16 protein-coding genes are annotated in these 21,454 nt (G+C 37.5%); 13 read left to right on the plus strand and 3 right to left on the minus strand.

What is annotated here, in order from left to right; all coding sequences use genetic code 11:
- Positions 1–53: 53 nt before the first annotated feature.
- The 4 genes from GGR21_RS03250 (at position 54) to GGR21_RS03265 (ending at position 2,689) form a co-directional block, all read left to right on the plus strand.
- Positions 54–605, plus strand: coding sequence for a DUF3408 domain-containing protein (locus tag GGR21_RS03250; protein ID WP_183305736.1), 552 nt, complete (start codon positions 54–56; stop codon positions 603–605).
- A gap of 223 nt (positions 606–828) precedes the next feature.
- The gene (locus GGR21_RS03255) at positions 829–1,218 is read left to right on the plus strand and encodes a plasmid mobilization protein (protein ID WP_183305737.1); all 390 of its coding nucleotides are present in this window, start codon (positions 829–831) and stop codon (positions 1,216–1,218) included.
- The gene (locus tag GGR21_RS03260) at positions 1,184–2,137 is read left to right on the plus strand and encodes a relaxase/mobilization nuclease domain-containing protein (RefSeq protein WP_183305738.1); all 954 of its coding nucleotides are present in this window, start codon (positions 1,184–1,186) and stop codon (positions 2,135–2,137) included. Before GGR21_RS03255 ends, GGR21_RS03260 begins: the two co-directional genes overlap by 35 nt.
- A 33-nt stretch (positions 2,138–2,170) precedes the next feature.
- On the plus strand, positions 2,171–2,689 hold the full coding sequence (locus GGR21_RS03265) for a hypothetical protein (RefSeq protein ID WP_183305739.1): 519 nt from the start codon (positions 2,171–2,173) through the stop codon (positions 2,687–2,689).
- Between the two features lie 9 nt (positions 2,690–2,698).
- Here GGR21_RS03265 and GGR21_RS03270 read toward each other — a convergent pair whose 3' ends face one another.
- Positions 2,699–3,346, minus strand: coding sequence for an RNA polymerase sigma factor (locus GGR21_RS03270; protein WP_183305740.1), 648 nt, complete (start codon positions 3,344–3,346; stop codon positions 2,699–2,701).
- Between the two features lie 292 nt (positions 3,347–3,638).
- On the opposite strand from GGR21_RS03270, the gene GGR21_RS03275 reads away from it, so the two are divergent.
- The 4 genes from GGR21_RS03275 to GGR21_RS03290 all read left to right on the plus strand — a co-directional run bounded on the left by GGR21_RS03275 (position 3,639) and on the right by GGR21_RS03290 (position 9,412).
- Positions 3,639–4,655, plus strand: a complete 1,017-nt coding sequence (locus GGR21_RS03275) for a FecR family protein (RefSeq protein ID WP_183305741.1) — start codon at positions 3,639–3,641, stop codon at positions 4,653–4,655.
- A gap of 142 nt (positions 4,656–4,797) precedes the next feature.
- Positions 4,798–7,980 (plus strand): TonB-dependent receptor, encoded by a 3,183-nt coding sequence (locus GGR21_RS03280; RefSeq protein ID WP_183305742.1) that lies wholly within the window; start codon positions 4,798–4,800, stop codon positions 7,978–7,980.
- Positions 7,981–7,993: 13 nt separating this feature from the next.
- Positions 7,994–9,022 carry a hypothetical protein gene (locus GGR21_RS03285; RefSeq protein ID WP_183305743.1) on the plus strand — a complete coding sequence of 343 codons (1,029 nt, stop codon included), beginning with the start codon at positions 7,994–7,996 and terminating at the stop codon, positions 9,020–9,022.
- A gap of 135 nt (positions 9,023–9,157) precedes the next feature.
- A complete protein-coding gene (locus tag GGR21_RS03290; RefSeq protein WP_183305744.1) occupies positions 9,158–9,412 on the plus strand; it encodes a hypothetical protein in 255 nt (84 codons plus the stop codon).
- Positions 9,413–9,472: 60 nt separating this feature from the next.
- Here the strand turns inward: GGR21_RS03290 and GGR21_RS03295 are convergent, their stop codons facing one another.
- Entirely contained in the window at positions 9,473–10,087 is a 615-nt protein-coding gene (locus tag GGR21_RS03295) for an RNA polymerase sigma factor (protein WP_183305745.1), read from the minus strand.
- A gap of 248 nt (positions 10,088–10,335) precedes the next feature.
- On the opposite strand from GGR21_RS03295, the gene GGR21_RS03300 reads away from it, so the two are divergent.
- The 3 genes from GGR21_RS03300 (at position 10,336) to GGR21_RS03310 (ending at position 15,862) form a co-directional block, all read left to right on the plus strand.
- The gene (locus GGR21_RS03300; protein WP_183305746.1) at positions 10,336–11,367 is read left to right on the plus strand and encodes a FecR family protein; all 1,032 of its coding nucleotides are present in this window, start codon (positions 10,336–10,338) and stop codon (positions 11,365–11,367) included.
- A 252-nt stretch (positions 11,368–11,619) separates the two neighbouring features.
- Positions 11,620–14,808, plus strand: coding sequence for a TonB-dependent receptor (locus tag GGR21_RS03305; RefSeq protein ID WP_183305747.1), 3,189 nt, complete (start codon positions 11,620–11,622; stop codon positions 14,806–14,808).
- Positions 14,809–14,836: 28 nt separating this feature from the next.
- Positions 14,837–15,862 (plus strand): YajG family lipoprotein, encoded by a 1,026-nt coding sequence (locus tag GGR21_RS03310; protein WP_183305748.1) that lies wholly within the window; start codon positions 14,837–14,839, stop codon positions 15,860–15,862.
- 305 nt (positions 15,863–16,167) lie between these two features.
- Here the strand turns inward: GGR21_RS03310 and GGR21_RS03315 are convergent, their stop codons facing one another.
- Entirely contained in the window at positions 16,168–16,830 is a 663-nt protein-coding gene (locus tag GGR21_RS03315; protein ID WP_183305749.1) for an RNA polymerase sigma factor, read from the minus strand.
- A 257-nt stretch (positions 16,831–17,087) separates the two neighbouring features.
- Between GGR21_RS03315 and GGR21_RS03320 the strand changes: the two genes are divergently transcribed.
- The gene (locus GGR21_RS03320; RefSeq protein WP_183305750.1) at positions 17,088–18,125 is read left to right on the plus strand and encodes a FecR family protein; all 1,038 of its coding nucleotides are present in this window, start codon (positions 17,088–17,090) and stop codon (positions 18,123–18,125) included.
- Between the two features lie 183 nt (positions 18,126–18,308).
- Positions 18,309–21,452 carry a TonB-dependent receptor gene (locus GGR21_RS03325; protein ID WP_246347975.1) on the plus strand — a complete coding sequence of 1,048 codons (3,144 nt, stop codon included), beginning with the start codon at positions 18,309–18,311 and terminating at the stop codon, positions 21,450–21,452.
- Positions 21,453–21,454 lie beyond the last annotated feature (2 nt).

A 21,454-nucleotide genomic window follows, 5' to 3' on the forward strand; every position in this document is an offset into this window, starting at 1 on the left:
GGTGTTCTGTATCAACAGGAGCCGGAATATTCACTTTTTAAATACAGTATTCTATGGATAGTAAACAAACTGGCGAAAGTCAATCGAAGAAACAATCTGTACATGATTGGTTACCGGATGATGGTAAGAGCAGAGGCAAGAATCCGACCGATGGGAACAAGAGTAAGTTCATCAGGGAATTTCTCAGGGAAGATATTATTGAAGAACCACCAGTTCTGGGTGTCGATACAGCAAACAGTACCGCCAATATCGATGATGCAGATACCAATGACAGTGTAGATACTGTATCGACTGTACCAACTGAAAAAAGAAAAGATACAGAAGATGCAGCATTACGAGAGCAATCTGTACAAACAGTACTCAAACGAACCAGCAGCAAACAACGCAAAGAATCATTGGAGGAATACCGACAGGCGTTTCTTATCGTTCCCAAGCTCGAAGACCGCAAGCCTGTATTTATCAGCCGGGAAGTGCGGGATGAGTTAGACGAGATAGCCCGCAAGTTGGGAGGTCGCCGGATGAGTGTATCGGGTTTTATCGAGAACCTTGTCCGCCACCATCTGGAGATCTACCGGGAGGATGTGGAAATATGGAAGAAGCTATAAAGTATTGCTTCTGTCCATTGTATGGTAAGTCTGGTTAGTATCTACGACTTACTTTTCTTAATGGAACATTCCATGTTCATTTTAGCGTAGCGAGGTTATGTTTCCATTGCATGGAAACCCTCGCTTTGGCTGACCGCCAAAGGGGAAACCACTCCCGTTGGTCGCAGTTTGGGTCGCAGACCCTTCTATTATTGCTTTTAATAGTCAAAAAAATCAAACTAATTTGGATCAGGATAATCAGGATAAAAGAAAAGGCGGACGTCCAAAGAAGAGTTCCGTTACCCGTAAAAATAAGACTATTGCAGTCTGCTTTTCCGAGCCGGAATTCTATGCCATCCGGCATAGGGCAACCAAAGCAAATCTGTCGCTTAGTGTTTATTGTCATGATGCCATCCTGAACGGAGTTATCAAAGAACCGCTCAAAAAAGAGGAATTGGAAGTCTTGAGAAGCCTTTCCAATATGGGAAATAACCTGAACCAGCTTACAAAAACAGCCAGGTTTTTAAGTGCAAAACGGCTCGAAAATATGGCGATTTCCTTACTGGAAACGATTCAAAACATCATAAACAAGCTTTCGGATGATTGGAAAAATAGTAAAAGGAAGAAGTTTTAAGGGATGTATTTCTTACGTTCTGGAGAACAAAGAAGCGAAGATATTAACAAGTGAAGGCGTATTGGAAACAGATACTAAATCGATCATCAATAGCTTTTACATGCAAAGCCTGCTGAATCCGAACCTGTCGAAATGTGTCGGGCATATCCCTTTGGCTTTCTCTCCTGATGACAAAGAACGCATGACGGATCAGTTTATGGAACGCCTAGCCAAAGAGTATATGCAGACGATGGGAATCAAGAATACGCAATACATCATTGTTCGCCACAACAACACCAGTCATCCGCATTGTCATATCGTATTTAACCGGGTGGACAACGACGGGAAGACTATCTCCGACAAGAACGACCGTTACCGCAACGAGAAAGTATGCAAGCAGCTTAAAGATAAATATAACCTGACTTATGGCATAGGAAAAGAAAAGGTTAACGTCCAAAAACTCAAAGGAGCCGAACAGACGAAATACGAAATCTATCATACGATTAAAGATACCCTGTCCAAAACCAAAAACTGGAGCCAACTTGAAGACGCTCTGAAACGTCAGGGGATAGATATTGAATACAAGCGGAAAGAACAAACCTACGAAGTGCAAGGTGTTTCATTCAGGAAAGGAGAGCATTGCTTCAAGGGCTCGAAAATAGACCGGCAGTTCAGTTATGGGAAGCTCACTGCACAGCTAAGAGAACATAGCCCTATTCAGGAACAGCAACAGGAACACGGGCAAATCGCTGTTTCAAAAGATACAGGAACTAATCTAGTTGAAAATGTTGTGTCAACAGTAGCGAATATTGCATCGGGGATAGGTAGCCTGTTTGATCTCCGGCCGTCGGATTATGATCCGAATGATACAGAGGCATTGCGTCAACAGGAATTAGAGCGAAAAAAGAAAAAGAGGAAGATTTACAGACCTAGATTTTAAAACGAATTATTAATCACTTAAAAATAAGAAAATATGGCACAGACAGTATCAAACGATGCCCTTTGGGAAAAGTTATCGGAAATAGACAAGAAGTTTGAAAAATTCATTGTGATGCAGGAATCACAGGCAGTAGCGCAGGAGCAGAACAGAAGTACACCCGGTTTTGAAGAAGCGAAAGACGTTATAATTGCTGAAATAAGAGAACAAGTAGCCTTATTGAGTAGGCACAATAATGATCATTTCGGAGCCAACAGGCAGAATATTGAAGTGCTTAATAAGAATATTCTTTTGGCTGTAAAGCATAGCATAGAGACTAAAGATCAGCTAAAAACAGATATGGAATCACTAAAAGAGGACAAGAAAATCTACTTTAATTTCAAGTTATTTAAGATTAGGAAAATATCTTTGATGATAGCTATACTCGGTTTGTTGGTATTCATTCTAACCCTGTTTTCTATGAAACAGCAGAACGATTATGCATTGTTGTTGGAGGAATATTATAGACAAAGTAACACGACGGAGCAACAGAAAGAGGTAATGAAAACAAAATAAATGATGCCCTTAAATTAGTTTATCCGAAATAAAGATAATGTAAATAACAGTAGAGGAAGTATCTCTCAATATTTTAATAGTAGGTTCATTATCTCCATACCATCTCTTTAATGATTTTTTTATGTGGGTAATAGATTCTTTAGATTTATAACTGACAGTTCTTGTATTAATTTTTAGGATAGCAGCGCTCTCGTTGATCGTATAGCCTTTTCTATATACTAACTCGAATATTTTCTGATTTTCGCGGGGTAAATCTCTCAGTATTTCTGATATAACACGGTTTAACTCTCCTATTGCAAAATCCTCATCAATATGAGTATAAGATATATCCTGACTAGATTCTTCCCCCATGATCAGCTCCTTACCCTCTCTTGATGCTTTCAGATAGACGGATTTCATATAGTCCATCGTATAGAATGTAAAATGTTGTAACAGGAATTTCCTTACAGAAGCGTTTGTGTCCGGTTTGATTTTTAAAGGGTCTATCCAAATATTAAGCCAGAAATTTTGAGTAATCTCTTCTGTTAATTCAACAACACCAATTCTATTAATAGCCCATCTGTACAATAGATTTGCATACCTATTGTACAAAGAATTAAAGGCTGATTCATCTTTTTTAGATATTGCCTCTATTAATTCTTTATCAGACGTAGCCATAGCTTCATTACCAATGTTGAATAAATTAAAAACAAAGATAAATCAATGATGTTACAGCATGGTTAAATACGATATTTTAAAAATCGAGAAACTATTTTTAGAAAAAATAAAAAAATAGTTTAAGTGTATATTTATTTGAAAAACAGATCTATACCTAATACTAAACAAATACGAAGCGAAAATGTAACAATTTCGTTGCCATAAAAAAGGCGAGATAATTCTTATATCTTAATAGAGGGAAGATTATTATCAGTCTCTCATATAAGAACTGGAAATAATAAAGTGAAGTTACATGGCAAAAAAGAAAAATTGGAGAATGCTGTTCGAGGTGGTAAGCTTATTCAATCGTTTTTCAAAAAATGAGTTGGATAGCAAGACTAAAAAGACATTGGAAGAATGGAATCCTGAAGATGTTCCTTCGAGCTTTAACTCCTCGCAGAAAAAAATAGACGAAGGTGTAAAGCGGGTAAAAGAAAATCTATTTCAGGAATTGGGGCTTCACAATACCGATGAGGTTATTAGCACAAAAAGACTCTTGCCCTTTCACCCTTATAAGTACATAGCGGTAGCAGCATCTTTACTTTTATTAATGGGTGTATCTTATTTCTGGTTTAATTCGGATATACAACCGAATAACAATCTTACATCAACAACAGATATAGCAATCTCGACTATCCAAACAGCAGAACGGGAAATTAAAAACATTACCCTGCCCGATGGAACACTGTTGCATATCAATGCACAAAGCCGAATCAGTTATGATAAGAATCGGTTTAATAATAAGAAACGGGAAATATGGCTAGAAGGAGAAGCGTTCTTTGATGTTGCAAAAAATCCCGACAAACCTTTTATTATTCACCATAGAGATTTACAGACGGTTGTTAGGGGTACAAGTTTCAACATAAGAGCATATGACGAATTGGACGAAATATGTATCAGTGTAAAAACCGGACACGTGGAAGTAAGAGATGGCAAAACACAACTTGCAGATCTGAGAGTTAATGAACAGGCTATTTATCATACAGCTGATAAAAGTATTGATAAAACAACAATTGACTGGAATGATGCAGGTGCATGGATGGAACAACGCTTAGTGTTGAGAAATGCAACCATGAAAGAATTACAGCTAAGAATAAAACAATTATATGGGAAAGAACTTATTTTTTCGAGAGGTATGCTAAGCGATGTTCGCTTTGAGGCATCATACCGAAAAGAATCGTCATTCAAGGATATAATGGAAGGTATATGTCTACTTTATAATGTGACGTACAAGGAGATTGATTCGGATAAGATAATGATATATAGGTGATAGAAGAGCGTAATAGCTAATTAAAGAAATAGCATACTTGAAACAAAATGTCATTCTTCCTTTATAGGAAGGACAGGGAGAGGTTTGCCTAATAAAAAGAGAAATGATGAATTTTAAATATCTATTAAACATTTAATAATCAATGAAAAGTAAAGTTAAAGTAATAAAACTAACAGTATCTGTGCTGTTTTTTATAACTATGTTTATTCCTTTTAATCTTATTGCTCAGTCGCAAGATAGGCAATATCCTCAGGAAACATTGGCATTAAGATTAAGCCGGATTGCAAAAGATTATAAGAAGAATATCGTTTTTGACCCCGGACAAAGTAAAGAAACTATACCTGCACTTAATTTAAAGCAAGCTGATGTAACCCTTGCATTAACCCGTAGTTTATCGAATACCTCTTTTGTTTTTAAGCAAATGACAGACGGATCATTCGTTGTTAGTAAAGATAATGCGACTAAAAAAGAGGGCTCTTCGAATCAAAAAGGCAAAGGCTCCCTCTCCGGTATAGTCCTTGACGAAAAAGGCGTAGCCATTATCGGTGCAACGGTAATAGTGAAAGGAACGACTATCGGTTCGGCTACGGATGCCGATGGCAAGTACACGCTGCCTCATATTCCGGTAGGAACTACTACGATACAGATTAGTTTTATGTCTTATGAAACTTTGCAGGTTAATGATGTGAAGATAGTAGCAGGTAAAACCACCCCTTTGGACGTGGTACTGAAAGAATCCACACAGCATCTGGAAGAAGTGGTGGTAACAGCAAGCTACAATCAGGCTTCAGCAACAGGGCTCTATGCCAAACAAAAGAATTTGGCAACGATGAGTGACGGAGTCAGTGCCGATATGATCAAAAAGACGAGCGATAATAATGTGGCACAAGTTCTAAAACGTGTATCCGGTGTTACTATCGACAACGGCAAATATGTAACTGTGCGTGGTATGAGTGAACGTTATAATAACGTACAACTTAATGGAGCTTCGCTTCCCAGTACCGAACCAAATCGCCGCAACTTTGCTTTTGATGTTATCCCTTCCGGTCTGGTGGATAACGTGACTATCAGCAAAACCTTTACTCCTGATATGCCGGGTGAATTTACAGGAGGACTCGTCGAAGTAAACACATTAGCTGTTCCGGATGAAAAATTTCTTAGTTTAGGTATCGGGACAGGAATGAATACTATCAGTACGGGAAAAAAATTTTACAGTACTAAACGCTTTGGCTCTGACTGGTTCTTTGGTGAAATTGACAAACGAAAATGGTATTCAGGAGGGGATGAAGCCGCTACCGCACTGAATATCATTAATGCCGGACAGAAAAATACATATGGTTTAAGGAAATATACAGCTATGCCACTTCAGAACTATAGCCTTACCGCAGGTTCACCTTTCAATCTTGGAAGAAGTTCTTTAGGCGTTGTAGCCGCTTTAACTTATAGGCATGAAGAAAATACAGAAGAGATTATAGAAGGAAATATGATTACCCGTGATAGCATCTTTAAGCCATCGGGCAAAGGTTCATACCGTTATAAAGCAGCTACAAGTATAGGTGCGGTATTGAATACCGGTTGGCGGATGGGGGGACACAGCATTACATGGCGTAACCTGTTTAATAATCGATTCAATCATACCAACCAACAACGATTTATCAATAAATATTATGAAGATCAAAAGCTTGTAGAGCAATACAGCGTACCTTTGGTAAGTAGCCTTTGGCAAACGCAGTTGGATGGTAAGCATAATCTTTTCGGAGGAAAACTGATTGCCTCATGGAATGCGTCTTATAACGATATTGCCCGTACTAATCCCGACGACAGGATGGCACAGGGGGCTATTGTCGGTGAATCACCCGATGGAGTCAGTTTTGTTAATTGGGGATGGGCTACAGATTATGGTAATAGCTTCAATGTGGGCAGTGGACATATCATGTACAGTAAGTTGCACGAGACGAAGAAAAATATCGGAGTAAACCTGGAACATCCTTTCATTATACAAGGCAATCGTCAAAGTATAAAGATAGGATACCTGGGAGCATTTCGCCGAGCTGATTTTGAACAACAATACTTGAAAGCAATGAAGGCGAAGATTGATAATTCGATAAATTCTTTACCTATAGAAGAATTTTATGCTCCGCAACATTTCGGAAGTAACCCGCTAATATATGAGCTTTCGGGGATGCAAGGAACCAAGGCTGACTATTATGAAGGAGGACAAGATATCCATTCTACCTATCTGATGGGCGACTTCAGTTTTTTGAGAAAATTACGCTTGATTGGTGGCCTACGGATGGAGAAAACAGACATGCATGTAACGACTGAAATGTTGGAAAAAACAATAGGCGGAGGGATGATAGATAGTACAACCGTTATCAAAAAAACAGACTGGCTACCCGCGGCAACCCTAATCTACAGCATAACACCTGAATTGAATGCCCGAGCTTCATATAGCAAAACCCTTGCCCGTCCGGATTTCAGGGAGTTGTCTCAATCCAGCTATTATAATGTAGATGACCGTGTATGGGTAATAAATGGTTCAGGTATTGAGCAAAGCCGTATCCATAATTACGATGTCCGGGTAGAATGGTATCCTCGTCCGGGAGAAGTATTATCGGTCAGTTACTTCCATAAGAAATTTATTAAACCGGTGGAGATGGTTATGCGTATGCTAAGCGATATGCAGAATTTTGAAATGTACAATATGAACCTTGATAATTCCACAGCCAAAGGAGTTGAGCTCAATTGGCGAAAAGGATTAGGTTTTATTTCCCCGTCACTACGAGACCTTTATTTTACAGGTAACTACACATGGATGAAAGCCAATGTAAAATATAATCAGGAAAAACTATTAAATCCGAATATAAAAGATTCTGATCCGGACTTCGATCGTGATCGTCCTTTACAAGGTTTGAGCCCCTATACCCTTAATTTAGGGCTTGCTTATGAAGGAAACATTATCGGTGCTGCTGTCAATTATAATCGTAATGGGAGAAAACTGGTCTATGCCGGGGAAGAAACTAAATATGATCAGTATGAGAATTCGCGAGACGTATTGGATTTACAATTTTCAACCCGTTTGATGAAGGACCAACGTTTGGAATTAAAATTCAATATTTCCGACATTTTTAATCAGGATATTATAGTCTATCGAAATACCCGGATAGTAGAATATACTGCTGAAAATCCCGATCCGGAAACAGGGAAATCGGGAACCGTTTACATGGATTTAACAGGTGATATGAATTATAATAAAGGAGATTATGTTATGAGCCGAATAAAGAAAGGAATCAACCTTTCATTAAGCGCAAGTTATAAATTCTAAAATGAGACAAATTATGAAAAAGATAATAAATTATATAGCAACTGCTCTGGTCTTATTTTCTGTTGTGAGTTGTAATAGCGAAGGAGACTTAATTAGTGAAATTGATGGATTTTATACATTAAGTGCGGATTTCGTTTCGCCCGCGAACATCAGAAGCAATTACGATATCTTGTTTAATAGTGATACTATAAAAAGTATATATTATGTAAATAGAGCAGATCCAACCGGAAAATTAACGGTTTTTGAAAAAGGAAATAAAGAACCTGTTTATACAGAAGAGTTGACTTTGACAAGCAATAAAAATATCCAGTTTATTAAACTTGGGAATAAGATAGATACTTATTCTGCAGATAAGTACACTAAATTCAGTTTGGATATAAAATGGGCTACACATGAAGACCATGATAAATATAAAGCAACGTTTAATGGATTTGAATTAAATACCGAGCAGGGTAATATCAATTATGTATTGACAGAATCATTAACCGGCACATTACAATTAAAAAAGGTAGATGATGGATATTTAGTTATTGATAGAGAAATTACAGTGGAACCAAATGGGACGTTTACATTCTTACAGTTATCATTGATTGAATTTTTAGCTATGCCTCCGGGAGATGAGGATGATCCGGAATCAAATGATTATAAAAAGATAAGAGTGTACTACACCTTAACGGACGATTTGACAGAAGAATCCTATACAATTAAATTTTACACTTTCGATTCATGGATATATGATAAAGAACAGGTTGTTGATAGTGGTTATGAATTTGAAATTAAAGTAGGAGAATTATCTCCCTATATTCTAGTGTACGGACGTACCTTTGAGAACGAAAATGGTGATGGCGGACCAGCTTTCATTACCTACGATCTAATTGCAAAAGATGGGACTATAGTAAGGAGACATGACCCAAACCAAGTAGGAATAAGCTTTAATGATCAAGATTGGGCGGGAGATTATTTGAAATATTTAAATAAGTTTGAGACTTACAATATCAATTTTGTTGGAACTGGAACCTTAGTATTAGAGGAAAAATGGTAATTGATTATTTCCTATATTCTTATTATACTACCATATAGTATTCAATAGCCCTTGCCACTTCAAACTGGCAAGGGTTGTTTTCAAGGTAGTCAATAGCTATAACTAACATTCCATATCTGGAATTAGCCCATCAGAATGAAAGGAATTGAGAAAAGTAAGCACGAGCATTTAATTAAATGCTTAGAAGAACTTCACCTGTACACCACAGATCGGGACAAGGCTAGGGAAGTAGAAGCCGAGATAACAACACTGACCGAAATATACGAACGCTATATATCATTTATGCAGGGCGTCGAGTCACAAGCCGATCGTTATAACTCCCTCTACAAAGATATTCAACTAAATACATATAAAGAGCTTAGAAAAGTCAGGCACAAACAAAAGAAATGAAGAATGCTTAAAGAACTCGTAAAGTCTCTTCCCTGCTTTCTCTTCTTTTACATTTGTCAATTAATTTTCTAAAAAGAATAATAAGAGAGGAAGTAGTATATTGAATTTATCAGTTTTTCCTCCCTCATAACTTAGTATCAACTTTTCTCGAAGAGAAAGACGTACTGTCGAAAGTCCGTTACGGACGGTGCTTTCTGCTATCCCAAGTTTTGACGCTGTTTCTTTGACAGAAAGATCACTAAAACAACGTAATTCATAAATCTGACGATGGAGAGCAGGTAAGGATCTCAAAACGTCGTCCACTAATTGTTGTATTTCTTTTACACTGATGTCTTCCTGTACATGGGTATAAGAAAGAGCTTGAATCTGCCCGGAGATTATTTCTTCATTAGGAACTTCAATTCTGACTGATTGTTTGTGAAAATATTTTAATATGCGGAAAGAAACGTTTTGAAGCATAAATTGTTTAGCAGATCCATTCTCGTCTGGACGCATATTTTGTGGAGCCATCCAAATTGAAGCCCAGAATTCCTGCATAATATCGGCTGTCACCTCTTTGTCTTTAAGGCGGGAATAAGTCCATCCGTTCAGCAGATTGCAATAACGGTCATACAATGTTCTGAAAGAAGTGGAATTTTTTTGCAGTATATGTTCCAATAGCTCGCGGTCTGTCATTTTACATCCCTGCTTATTTTTTACGAGACAAAGATAAATGAAATAGAATAAATCTTAGACATCGTATGTATTACGATTCGGTTAATTCGCAATAAGTATGTCTACGGACGGATTAACTAAAAAATAGAATTTATCTGTTTGATTTTATGTTAATTATATAAATGAAACAAAATCTTAATCGATTTTCAAAGTACACTTTACCTTTTCAGAGGGTTTAATATATAGAAGCAGATATTTTAAAGAAAAATATGGAAAAAGAGAACAATAAAAAGGTGAAGGTTCTGGATTATATTATCAACCTGATTCATCGCTACGAAAAAGGAACGGCAACTAAAACAGAACGTCAGGCTCTTGACACATGGGAACCAAGTACGGAAACAATGGATAAAGATATTCCTGATCCTAAAATATTAACGGAATTGAATAAGGATATATGGTATCGGTTGGACAAACAATATAAACTGGATGAACACGGAAATAAAAGGAATCAGTCATTCATACATCATCTGTGGACAGCTTACCGGCAATATGCCGCAATCATTTTTATTCTGTTTATAACGGGTAGTGCAGCATGGTTTTTACATCAAGATCATGTAGAAAACATTCAAACAGATAAAATATCTTATGCGAATGATGAACGCCAAATCTGGACAACAGAAAATATGAGCCAAACGAAGCTGACACTTGCCGATGGGACAGTCGTCCAAATGAATGAGGGTAGTCGGATGGAGATATTAAAGTATCGATTTAATAAAGAAGAACGAGAAGTTTGGTTGAGTGGAGAGGCTTTCTTTGAAGTTGCAAAAGATGTTGAAAAGCCATTTATTATTCATACCGGAGATGTAAAGACGATAGTTAGAGGGACATCCTTCAATGTGAAAGCATATGATGTGTTGGATGAAAATGTGATAACTGTTCGGAGTGGAAAAGTAGAAGTTGAGAAAGGGGGGCTAAGCCTCGGAATACTTACTACTAATCGAGAGTTAAAATATAGTAAGATAGATGCTACCTCAAAGATAGAAAATACGGATTGGCAAGATGCCGCTGGGTGGACAGAAGGAAGGCTGGTTTTAAACGGGATCGGAGCGGAAGAACTTAAACTAAGATTGCATCAACAATTTAATGTGGAGGTCATTATTGAAGGAACAGCTCTTGAAGGTAAATACCTGCAAGGAACCTTTGGAAAAGGAGCAAGCTTAGAAGAAGTGATGAATACAATCAGTGTAATTTATAATATACACTATATGATAGAAAAAAACAGGTTGATAATAACCCCCTAATTCAATAAGTAGGTAAAAGTACAGCGATATAAAATAGCCGGATGTTTTATAAATGCTGGTTTTTCAACTTATCTAAAAAATCAATTATTTATGGAGAAAATGTGCTGAAATTCTTTTCTGTAAAAGGAAAGAAGGGGAGTGTCATTCCCAATAAGAAGATATTAAAATATAATTAGAATATTAAAAATGAATAACTTACAAACTAAAATGAAATCAAGGATCAAAAAAAGATGCTTAAAATTAAGGTGTTTGATGGTGATAACCCTTGTATTATGTTGTATAATACCTGCAACCGCCCAAAGTTTCGACGTACAATTTCAGGAACAGTTATTATCTGTCCGATTGAAGAAAATCAGTGAAAAAAGTGGGGCAACTATCTTAAGCGATCAAAAAACTATCGGAGACACACGTGTGGCGGCACTTACCGCCACTAATTTAACTGTAGAAAAAGCACTTGAACGTAGCCTTGCGAGTACCTCTTTTACGTGGGAAAAGACGGCTGTTAATTCTTATGCTGTAATAAAGAAAACCGTTGACAAGCCAAAACCCTCCGGCAAAGGCTCCCTCTCCGGTACAGTCCTTGACGAGAAAGGAGTACCCATTCCCGGGGCAAGCGTTATTGTACCGGGAACAACAATCGGAACGACAACCGACCTGGACGGGAAGTACCTACTGTCACATATCCCTTCTGGTAGTACCACAATCCAAATCAGTTTTATGTCTTACGAAACCTTGCAGGTAAAAGATGTAAATATTGCACCCGAAAAAGTAACCCCTTTGGATGTAGTACTGAAAGAATCCACGCAGCATTTGAGCGAAGTAGTGGTAATGGCAACATACAGTCAGGCATCTGCCAACGGCCTTTATGCCAAACAAAAGAATATGGTAGCCATGAGTGACGGAGTCAGTGCCGATATGATCAAAAAGACCAGCGATAACAATGTTGCACAAGTGTTGAAACGAGTTTCCGGAGTGACTATTGATAATGGCAAATATGTAATGGTACGCGGGCTGGGAGAAAGATACAATAATGTACAATTAAATGGCAGTTCTTTACCCAGTACAGAGCCCAATCGTAGAAATTTTGCATTCGATATTATACCTACCGCACTTATTGATAATGTAACCATCGCCAAAACATTTACACCGGATATGCCGGGTGAATTTACAGGGGGATTAGTAGAGGTTAATACCCTTGCTATACCGGAACGACAGATAGTTCAAGTCTCTGTCGGAGGAGGAATTAATACTAATAGCACCGGGAAAACATTTAAGAGTACAAAACGCTTTAGTAATGATTATCTTTTTGGTAATAGTCGCGATTGGTACGGAACGATTTATCAACCTGAAGTTACTGAAAATATGTTTAAAGATGGTGTTATCAGTTACGACCAGCTATCTCCCGAGCAACAGCAAACACTGAATAATATGAATAAACAAGTTCCCAACTATTGGGGATTTCGTAATTTCAAAGGAGCACCGACGCAGAATTATGCGCTTACCATGGGTGTACCATTCGACTTAGGAGACAACAATAAACTGGGGGTCATTGCCTCATTGACTTATCGTCACGAAGAAACAACAGACGACTTGCAAAAAGCTTTTTTTATAAACAATGCGGATAGTTTGGTTACTGGAGATCGCTATAAATTTGTTACAGCGGCAGGTGCTGTCGCAAATCTAGGCTGGGAACGTCCCGGACACAAGGTTACCTGGCGCAACATGTTCAATAATCGTTTTACCCATACTAACACCGAGCGTGTGGTTTATAATGACGATGCAATACATTCTTTCCGGATGGAACAGTACAGTAATCCTTTAATCAATCGTCTCTGGCAAACACAACTATCCGGAGAGCATTTGTTGGCATCAGATTTAAAGTTTACATGGACGTCGGATTACAGTAAATTGACACGCATAACTCCTGATGACCGCTTAGCATATGGCAATGTGATATCCGATCCCAATCCTGCTGATGATTCGTATATGGTAAGTTGGCAATACCCGACTCTAACAGCTCTTAAAGAAGGTTTTCAAATGTATAGTGAATTAGAAGAAAATAAGAAAAATATAGGCGGAAATCTGGAATATTCTTTCATTGCAGAAGGTAGTAAGCAAAAGTTGAAAGCCGGTTATTTAGGAACTTTTCGTGAGGGAAAATTCAATCAGGATTATATTCAGACACTCAGGCCGGACAGAGAACGTTTTCCATACGAAGACGGAACTTCCTTAGAAGATATTTTTTCTCCGGATCTATATGCGCAAGGAAAACTTTTTTTCCGTGCTGCCGGTCGAACAAAAAATTACTATGACGGAACACAGGATATACATTCAGCTTATATAATGGGAGAATTTACTTTCTTTAAAAAACTTCATATCACCACTGGTGTCCGTATGGAGGCGGGTAACATGGAGGTTATTTCTTCTTATAATGATAAAGTCAAACAAGAAATCATTGATACTTTGCTGGTAAATAAAAAGACAGATTGGCTACCTTCTCTAACTGCCATTTATAATATCACGGATAATCTGAATTTCAGAGCTGCATACAGTAAAACATTGGCACGACCCGATTTTCGCGAATTAGCAGTGACTGAATACTATAATGTGGATGACCGCATTGACATTATAAACTTGGGTGGTTTGAAACAAACCTATATTAATAATGTAGATGTTCGTTTTGAATGGTATCCGCAAGCCGGAGAAGTGATTTCGATCAGTGGCTTTTATAAAAAATTCGAGAATCCGATTGAACTTCTTTCTCTTAAACGTGGAAACGACGGAGCCAATTATGATATGTATACTTTCAATTTGGAAAAAGCCAACACACTGGGCTTAGAATTTAATATACGTAAGTCTTTGGGTTTTTTAGCTCCCAAGACATTTTTAGACGATCTCTATTTGACTGCAAATGCCACTATCCTGAAAGGAAATATTACTTATGATATTGAGAAACTAATAAATGAAGCAGTTGGTTCGCCAAGAGAACATGCTGGGGATAATGAGCGTAACCGGACCTTACAAGGCTTGGTTCCATATGCAGTGAATGCCGGATTGAGTTATTCAGGTAAACGCTTTGGAGCAACTGTTAATTATGGTACAACAGGGCGTAAACTGGTGCAGGCTGGACAGTATGAAAAATATGATGAATACGAAGCTCCACGTCATGTGCTCGATTTACAATTGTCTGCAAAATTCTTAAATGAAAGACTGGAAGTAAAAGCCAATGCCAGCGATTTACTGAATGGTGTGTATCGTGTATATCGTAATGCCAGTCGGGAAATTAAAGGTGCCGGAAATAATACGGAAGAAAATACCGAACCAGACAAAGGATATACAGACCGTACTGATATAGGTATGAATTATGACGAAGGAGACTGGATTGTGAACCAATACAAGAGAGGAACGACATATTCGTTTTCGGTTAGTTATAAGTTTTAAAATTCGACACACTAAAAAAAGAATAATAATGAAAAAGAGATATTTATTTTGGACTTGTTGTTTGGCTATGCTCTTATTAGCAGGATGCGATACGGATGGGGATAGCATTGATCAAAGCTTTACTTCATATTCTATAAAAGTGATGAGTCCGGCTCATTTCGATGATTTAAAGAATGTAACGGCTACGATAGATGGCGAAAATATAACAGGAACTACTTTTAAAGGACGTTTCGAAAGAACAGGTACACTGAGAGTTGCTTATTTGGACTATACCCCAATTGAACAAAATGTTACCTTGCAGCCGGGTACAACGCTGAAATTGTTGCTACAACCCGGAAAAGTAATTGAATTATACGATGAAAAAGATTACATAACCTTTACAGGTAGTTTCATTTTGAATGAAGGATATACGGCTAAAATCAACGAACAGATTCTTGTACAAGGACTTAATTATATTCGTAACGAAATAAGACAAGGAGATTTAAAATTTTATAAAGAGGGAGAAACAGCTCCGGTTGCAACAATATCGGATATTTCTTTAGTACAAGATGCCAATTTAAATGTCATGCAACTAACAGATAACGAGTTTATAGAAATCCCTGTTGACGATGAACCGGAACCCACATCCAATAAAATATTGAAAGCACGATTTCTTTATTTGGGTGATGATGTTCTTAGTATGGATAAAGTACGGATAGATCTCTATATATTGAATCAGTGGAGCTATGAATTTATTTCTAATCCGGTAGCTTCAATTACAATAGAAAAAGGTAAACTATCAGAATACCTTGATTTAGACGCTTCTTTTAGAGAGCCGGATCCAAATGCCGGAGATGCGGAAGACTCGTATGGATACTCATTCTTATATGAAATTGTTGATCCTTTAACCGAGAATGTAATTGTCGATCATAGTTCATATTCAACTTATCTGGATTTATCAGGAGAGATGACTTCCGATGGAGGAATGTCATGGACTTACAAGAAAGCTTCATTTATATTTAAGAGTAATGGGAATGAATGTGTGCTCCAAAAAGGACTAAGCACCTCTTGGTAGAGGTCTGAATCATATTCCTTTATATAATATGTTAAAATAAGCATTCACTCAGATATATCGCAAAAAACTGTTGCCCTTGCCACTTTAAATGAGCAGGGGCTGTTTTCGAGCTAGTCAATATCTATATGGGATACAATACAACTATCTATCGAAGTCGTCTCAATATCTTTAACTTTGGATGACTATTGGTTACAAGATACTACCAGAAGTAATACAGTTATACTTAAAATGTGTTGTAGAAATACATTGGCGATTATGAATCTAATCTTTGTCCCATCATCATTGTAGTGTAATAGTTGGTCTGTCTATAAAACTATTTTATCAGCCATAAATACAATATAGATAATAGAAGAAGAAACATCCCTGACAACCTTGAATGATTTGGCATTCATACCCTCTTTCTCCATGATCTTTTTTAGGGCATCCATTGCTTGTTTCGATTTGTATTTGACCGTTCTCTCATTTATATTCAATATTTCGGCCGTTTCCTTAATGGTATAACTATCCCGGTGGAGCATCATAAAGATCTCTCCCATTTTATCTGGGAATCCTTTTAATATTTCATTGATAACGGACTCAAATTCTTTGATGTCATATTCTTCCGCCACGTGGGAATAAGATAATTCGTTCTCTAACTTCTCAAATGATATTTTGTCTGCATCCGATAAGGTTTTTGCGTAAGATGACTTTAAGAAGTCAAGCATCCGATAGGTAAAATGGTGAAGCATGAACTTATTGGCTGAACCTTTAGTATCAGTTTTAATTATTTTCGGTTCGACCCAAATCGTTATCCAGAAGTTTTGGGTGATCTCATCCGTCAACTCTAAATCACAGGTTCTTCGAAAAGCCCATTTATACAACAGACGATAATACCTATTGTAAAATATATTAAAAGCAACTTCATCCTTCCGGGATATTGCCTCAATTAATTCTTTATCAGACATAGCCATGGCTTCATTGCCTATCATGAATTATAGTTTTATACAAAGGTAGATCAATCATGTTACAGTACGGTTAAATACAAAAAAATCACAGTTAAACATCTTTAAAGAGTTTTTTAGAAAAGTGAAAATATTCGCGCTGACACAATTCTCTAACAGACAGACATATATCATTGCGGTAACAGGTTTGATGTAAAAATGTAACAATTTCGTTGCCCCAAAATGGATGAGCAAAATCGTTTATTTACTTAGAGGGGAAACATAACTCTCAACAAAATTTTTTTATGAAAAAGGAACAAGAGCAATATTGGAGAAAAGTAATACACTCGATTAATCTATTTAAACGCTATTTTACAAATGAACTCGATAGCGGCGAAAGAGAGAGGATCGAAAATTGGCAACCGGAAAAGAATTTAAATTCTTCCAAAGGAAATTTTATCAGTGACAAAGTTGTAGAGGAACATGGAATGCTGGTGAAAAAAAAGGTATTTAATCAGTTGGGGATACAGAATCCAGAGGGTAAGTCTCCTGTGAGAAGAAAACTGTTCAAAACTCCTTATTTAGTAAAATATGCCTCGGCGGTAGCAATTGTATCTGTTGTCATAGGTGTTTCCTATTTTATGATTAATACCGGTTCTTCTGTTAAAGGTGAATTTGCATCTGTTAGAAATGAAAAACAATTATTTGTGCAAACCCATGATTTACAAATCAAAGAAGTCCAATTACCGGATGGAAGCAAAATTCATCTAAACAGCAATTCCAGCATTGAATATATACAAAAAGAGTTTGGCAAGGATAAGCGGGAAATATGGTTAGAGGGGGAAGCTTATTTCGATGTAGCTAAAAATCCCGATAAACCATTCATTATACACAGCAAAGAAATCACAACAACAGTGCATGGTACAAGTTTCAATATAAAATCTTATGATGATATAGGAGAAATAAGTGTAACCGTTGAGACAGGTAAAGTAGAAGTCCGTTCTAAACAATCTATTATAGGAATGCTGACGCCAAACAAACAGTTGGTGTACAAAGAAGGTAATAAAACACACGTAATAGCAGACAGAAACTGGGAAGATGCGGCGGCATGGATGGAAAAACGCCTTGTTTTACGTGATGCAAATGTAAATGAGTTAAAGATTCGTCTTCAACAAATATACGAAATGAACATAATGATTGAAGACAGAGTGCTTTCGGGTAGTATATTAAATGCTTCGTATCCAAAAAACACAAAGATATCTAGTGTTTTACAGGGTATTAGTGAAATATATGAAATAAAATATTCCATCGATGAAAAAAACAAAGTCGTCCGGATTTATTGACAATCACAATATGATAAAGAGAGAAGGATACTGGTTTACTTAAGATCTTATTAATTTGACATATATATTCTCCTGCAAAGGAGGACGACTATACCCTTGTCTTTTAGAAGCTTGAATAATAAAATATAAACGATTGATAAATAGTAAAATAACAACTATTAAATGAATAAAAAAATGAAATCTATGAATCTGCGATGTGTATTTTTCCTATTGGGGGTACTTATCTTCTCAACAATGCTTCAAGCCCAATCAATGGATGTACAATATCCCGGGGAATCATTAAAGCAACGTATTGAACGTATTATCAAAACCAGTCATAAAAATATCGTTTATGACAGTAAGCTTGTGGAAGCAATAAAAGTTTCTTCTCTAAAATCAACAGAAACAGATGCAGAATATCTATTATCGTTGAGTCTTAAGTCTACTGGATTGACCTTTAAGAAAATGGAGGATGGTTCATATGTTATCAAAATAGATGAAGAAAAAAAGACGAGTGTTCCTCAACAAAAGACCTCCGGCAAAGGCTCCCTCTCCGGTACAGTCCTTGACGAAAAAGGCCTACCCATTACCGGGGCAACCGTCATTGTTCCGGGAACAACAATCGGGACAACAACCGATCTGGACGGGAAGTATCTATTGTCACATATCCCTTCAGGAACTACAACAATACAAATCAGCTTTATGTCTTACGAAACTCTACAGGTAAAAGATGTGAAAATTGCAGTCGGAAAAGCGACTCCGTTGGATGTAGTCCTGAAAGAATCAACACAGCAATTGGGAGAAGTGGTTGTAACGGCAACCTATGGACAGGCATCGGCTACAGGCTTGTATGCCAAACAAAAGAATATGGCGACTCTAAGTGATGGTATCAGTGCTGATATGATCAAAAAGACCAGTGATAATAATGTAGCGCAAGTCTTAAAACGTGTATCAGGTGTTACTATCGACAACGGCAAATATGTAACTGTGCGTGGTATGAGTGAACGTTACAATAACGTACAACTCAATGGAGCTTCACTTCCCAGTACCGAGCCCAACCGCCGTAATTTTGCTTTTGATGTTATTCCTTCCGGTTTGGTGGATAATGTGACTATCAACAAAACCTTTACTCCTGATATGCCCGGTGAGTTCACCGGAGGATTGGTTGAAGTAAATACTCTGGCTGTTCCAAATGAGAAATTTCTGAACTTTGGAATTGGGACAGGAATGAACACTATCAGTACCGGGAAAGACTTTTACAGTACTAAACGCTTCAGCTCTGACTGGTTCTTTGGTGAAATTGATAAGCGTAAGTGGTATTCCGATAAGGATGAAGCAGCTACCGCGCAGAATATCATCAATGCGGGACAGAAAAACACTTATGGATTTGGAAAATATACAGCCATGCCACTTCAAAACTATAGTCTTACCGCAGGTCTTCCTTTTAATCTTGGCAAAAGCTCTCTGGGAATTGTCGCTGCTTTGACGTATCGTCACGAAGAAAATACAGAAGAGATTCTTGAGGGTAATATGATTACCCGTGATAGTATCTTTAAACCATCGGGTAAAGGTTCATTCCGCTATAAAGCAGCTACAAGTATAGGAGCGGTATTGAATAGCGGTTGGCGGATGGGCGGGCATAGTATAACCTGGCGCAACCTGTTTAATAATCGTTTCAACCATACCAACCAGCAACGTTATATCCATAAATATTATGAGGATTACAGTTTGGTAGAATTATACAGTGTGCCATTGGTAAACAGCTTATGGCAAACGCAACTGGACGGTAAGCATAATCTTTTCGGAGGAAAACTGATTGCCTCCTGGAATGCTTCTTATAATGACATTACCCGCACCAATCCGGATGACCGAATGGCACAGGGTTCTATTGTTGGTGAATCACCAGATGGTGCCAGTTTTGTCGATTGGGGATGGGCTACCGATTATGGCAACAGTTTTAATGTTGGTAGCGGACATATTATGTATAGTAGGTTACATGAGACAAAGAAGAATATCGGAGTAAATCTTGAACATCCTTTTATAGTAGAAGGTAATCGTCAAAGTCTTAAAATCGGATATTTGGGTTCATTCCGAAGAGCCAATTTTGAGCAACAATATCTGAAAGCGATGAAAGCAAAGATCGATAATTCAATCAATTCTATGCCTATAGAAGAGTTTTATACTCCAGAACATTTTGGAGGAAACCCCTTAGTCTATGAGCTTTCTGGTATGCAGGCCACAAGAGCTGATTATTACGAAGGAAAGCAAGATATCCACGCCAGTTACTTCATGGGAGATTTCAGTTTCTTTAGGAAATTGAGATTAATAGGAGGTGTCCGTATGGAAAAAAACAATATGGCTGTAACTACTGAAATATTAGAAAAAACAGTAGGAGCTATCCCAAAAGATAGTACCCTGACAATTAAAAAAACAGACTGGTTACCAGCTGCAACTCTCATTTACAGCATAACACCGGAATTGAATGCCCGGGCTTCATATAGTAAAACCCTTGCCCGTCCCGATTTTAGAGAGTTATCCCAATCCAGCTATTATAATGTAGATGACCGTGTATGGGTAATAAATGGTTCAGGTATTGAACAAAGCCGTATTCATAATTACGACGTACGTCTGGAATGGTATCCGCGTTCAGGAGAGGTCGTGTCTGTCAGCTATTTCCACAAGAAATTTATCAAACCGGTGGAGATGGTGATGCGTATGTTAAGCGATGGACAGAATTTTGAAATGTACAATATGAACCTTGATAATTCCACAGCCAAAGGAGTTGAGGTCAACTGGCGCAAAGGTTTAGGATTTATTTCTCCGGTACTCCGTGATCTCTATTTTACAGGTAACTATACTTGGATGGAAGCCAATGTAAAATATAACCGGCAAAAACTATTAAATCCGAACATAGAAAATTCCAATCCGGATTTTGACCGTGATCGACCTTTGCAGGGATTAAGCCCTTATACCCTCAATCTGGGGCTTGCTTATGAAGGAAATATTATCGGTGCTGCTATCAATTATAACCGTAATGGGAGAAAACTGGTCTATGCCGGGGAATATGAAAAATATGATCAATACGAAAATCCACGCAATGTACTAGACCTGCAAATATCCGCACGCCTTTTAAAACAATGCATGGAAATAAAATTCAATATCAGTGATCTGTTAAATGAAGATATTATTGTTTACCAAAATAGCGGATATGTCAATGGTACGGACGAACCTGATAAATCTTATATAGATAGGACCGGGTTGGGAATGGATTATAACGAAGGAGACTGGGTTATGAGCCGGATAAAGAAAGGAATCAACCTCTCATTAAGCGCGAGTTATAAATTTTAAAA

The sequence above is a fragment of the Dysgonomonas hofstadii genome, from assembly GCF_014196915.1.
In the GTDB taxonomy this organism is placed as follows: domain Bacteria; phylum Bacteroidota; class Bacteroidia; order Bacteroidales; family Dysgonomonadaceae; genus Dysgonomonas; species Dysgonomonas hofstadii.

Coding starts and splice junctions, on each gene's coding strand:
- GGR21_RS03250 (WP_183305736.1), top strand. CDS start 54: ATGGATAGTAAACAAACTGGCGAAAGTCAATCGAAGAAACAATCTGTA.
- GGR21_RS03310 (WP_183305748.1), top strand. CDS start 14,837: ATGAAAAAGAGATATTTATTTTGGACTTGTTGTTTGGCTATGCTCTTA.
- GGR21_RS03315 (WP_183305749.1), bottom strand. CDS start 16,830: ATGATAGGCAATGAAGCCATGGCTATGTCTGATAAAGAATTAATTGAG.
- GGR21_RS03320 (WP_183305750.1), top strand. CDS start 17,088: ATGAAAAAGGAACAAGAGCAATATTGGAGAAAAGTAATACACTCGATT.
- GGR21_RS03260 (WP_183305738.1), top strand. CDS start 1,184: ATGATTGGAAAAATAGTAAAAGGAAGAAGTTTTAAGGGATGTATTTCT.
- GGR21_RS03270 (WP_183305740.1), bottom strand. CDS start 3,346: ATGGCTACGTCTGATAAAGAATTAATAGAGGCAATATCTAAAAAAGAT.
- GGR21_RS03280 (WP_183305742.1), top strand. CDS start 4,798: ATGAAAAGTAAAGTTAAAGTAATAAAACTAACAGTATCTGTGCTGTTT.
- GGR21_RS03265 (WP_183305739.1), top strand. CDS start 2,171: ATGGCACAGACAGTATCAAACGATGCCCTTTGGGAAAAGTTATCGGAA.
- GGR21_RS03300 (WP_183305746.1), top strand. CDS start 10,336: ATGGAAAAAGAGAACAATAAAAAGGTGAAGGTTCTGGATTATATTATC.
- GGR21_RS03305 (WP_183305747.1), top strand. CDS start 11,620: ATGGTGATAACCCTTGTATTATGTTGTATAATACCTGCAACCGCCCAA.
- GGR21_RS03295 (WP_183305745.1), bottom strand. CDS start 10,087: ATGACAGACCGCGAGCTATTGGAACATATACTGCAAAAAAATTCCACT.
- GGR21_RS03285 (WP_183305743.1), top strand. CDS start 7,994: ATGAAAAAGATAATAAATTATATAGCAACTGCTCTGGTCTTATTTTCT.
- GGR21_RS03325 (WP_246347975.1), top strand. CDS start 18,309: ATGAATCTGCGATGTGTATTTTTCCTATTGGGGGTACTTATCTTCTCA.
- GGR21_RS03290 (WP_183305744.1), top strand. CDS start 9,158: ATGAAAGGAATTGAGAAAAGTAAGCACGAGCATTTAATTAAATGCTTA.
- GGR21_RS03275 (WP_183305741.1), top strand. CDS start 3,639: ATGGCAAAAAAGAAAAATTGGAGAATGCTGTTCGAGGTGGTAAGCTTA.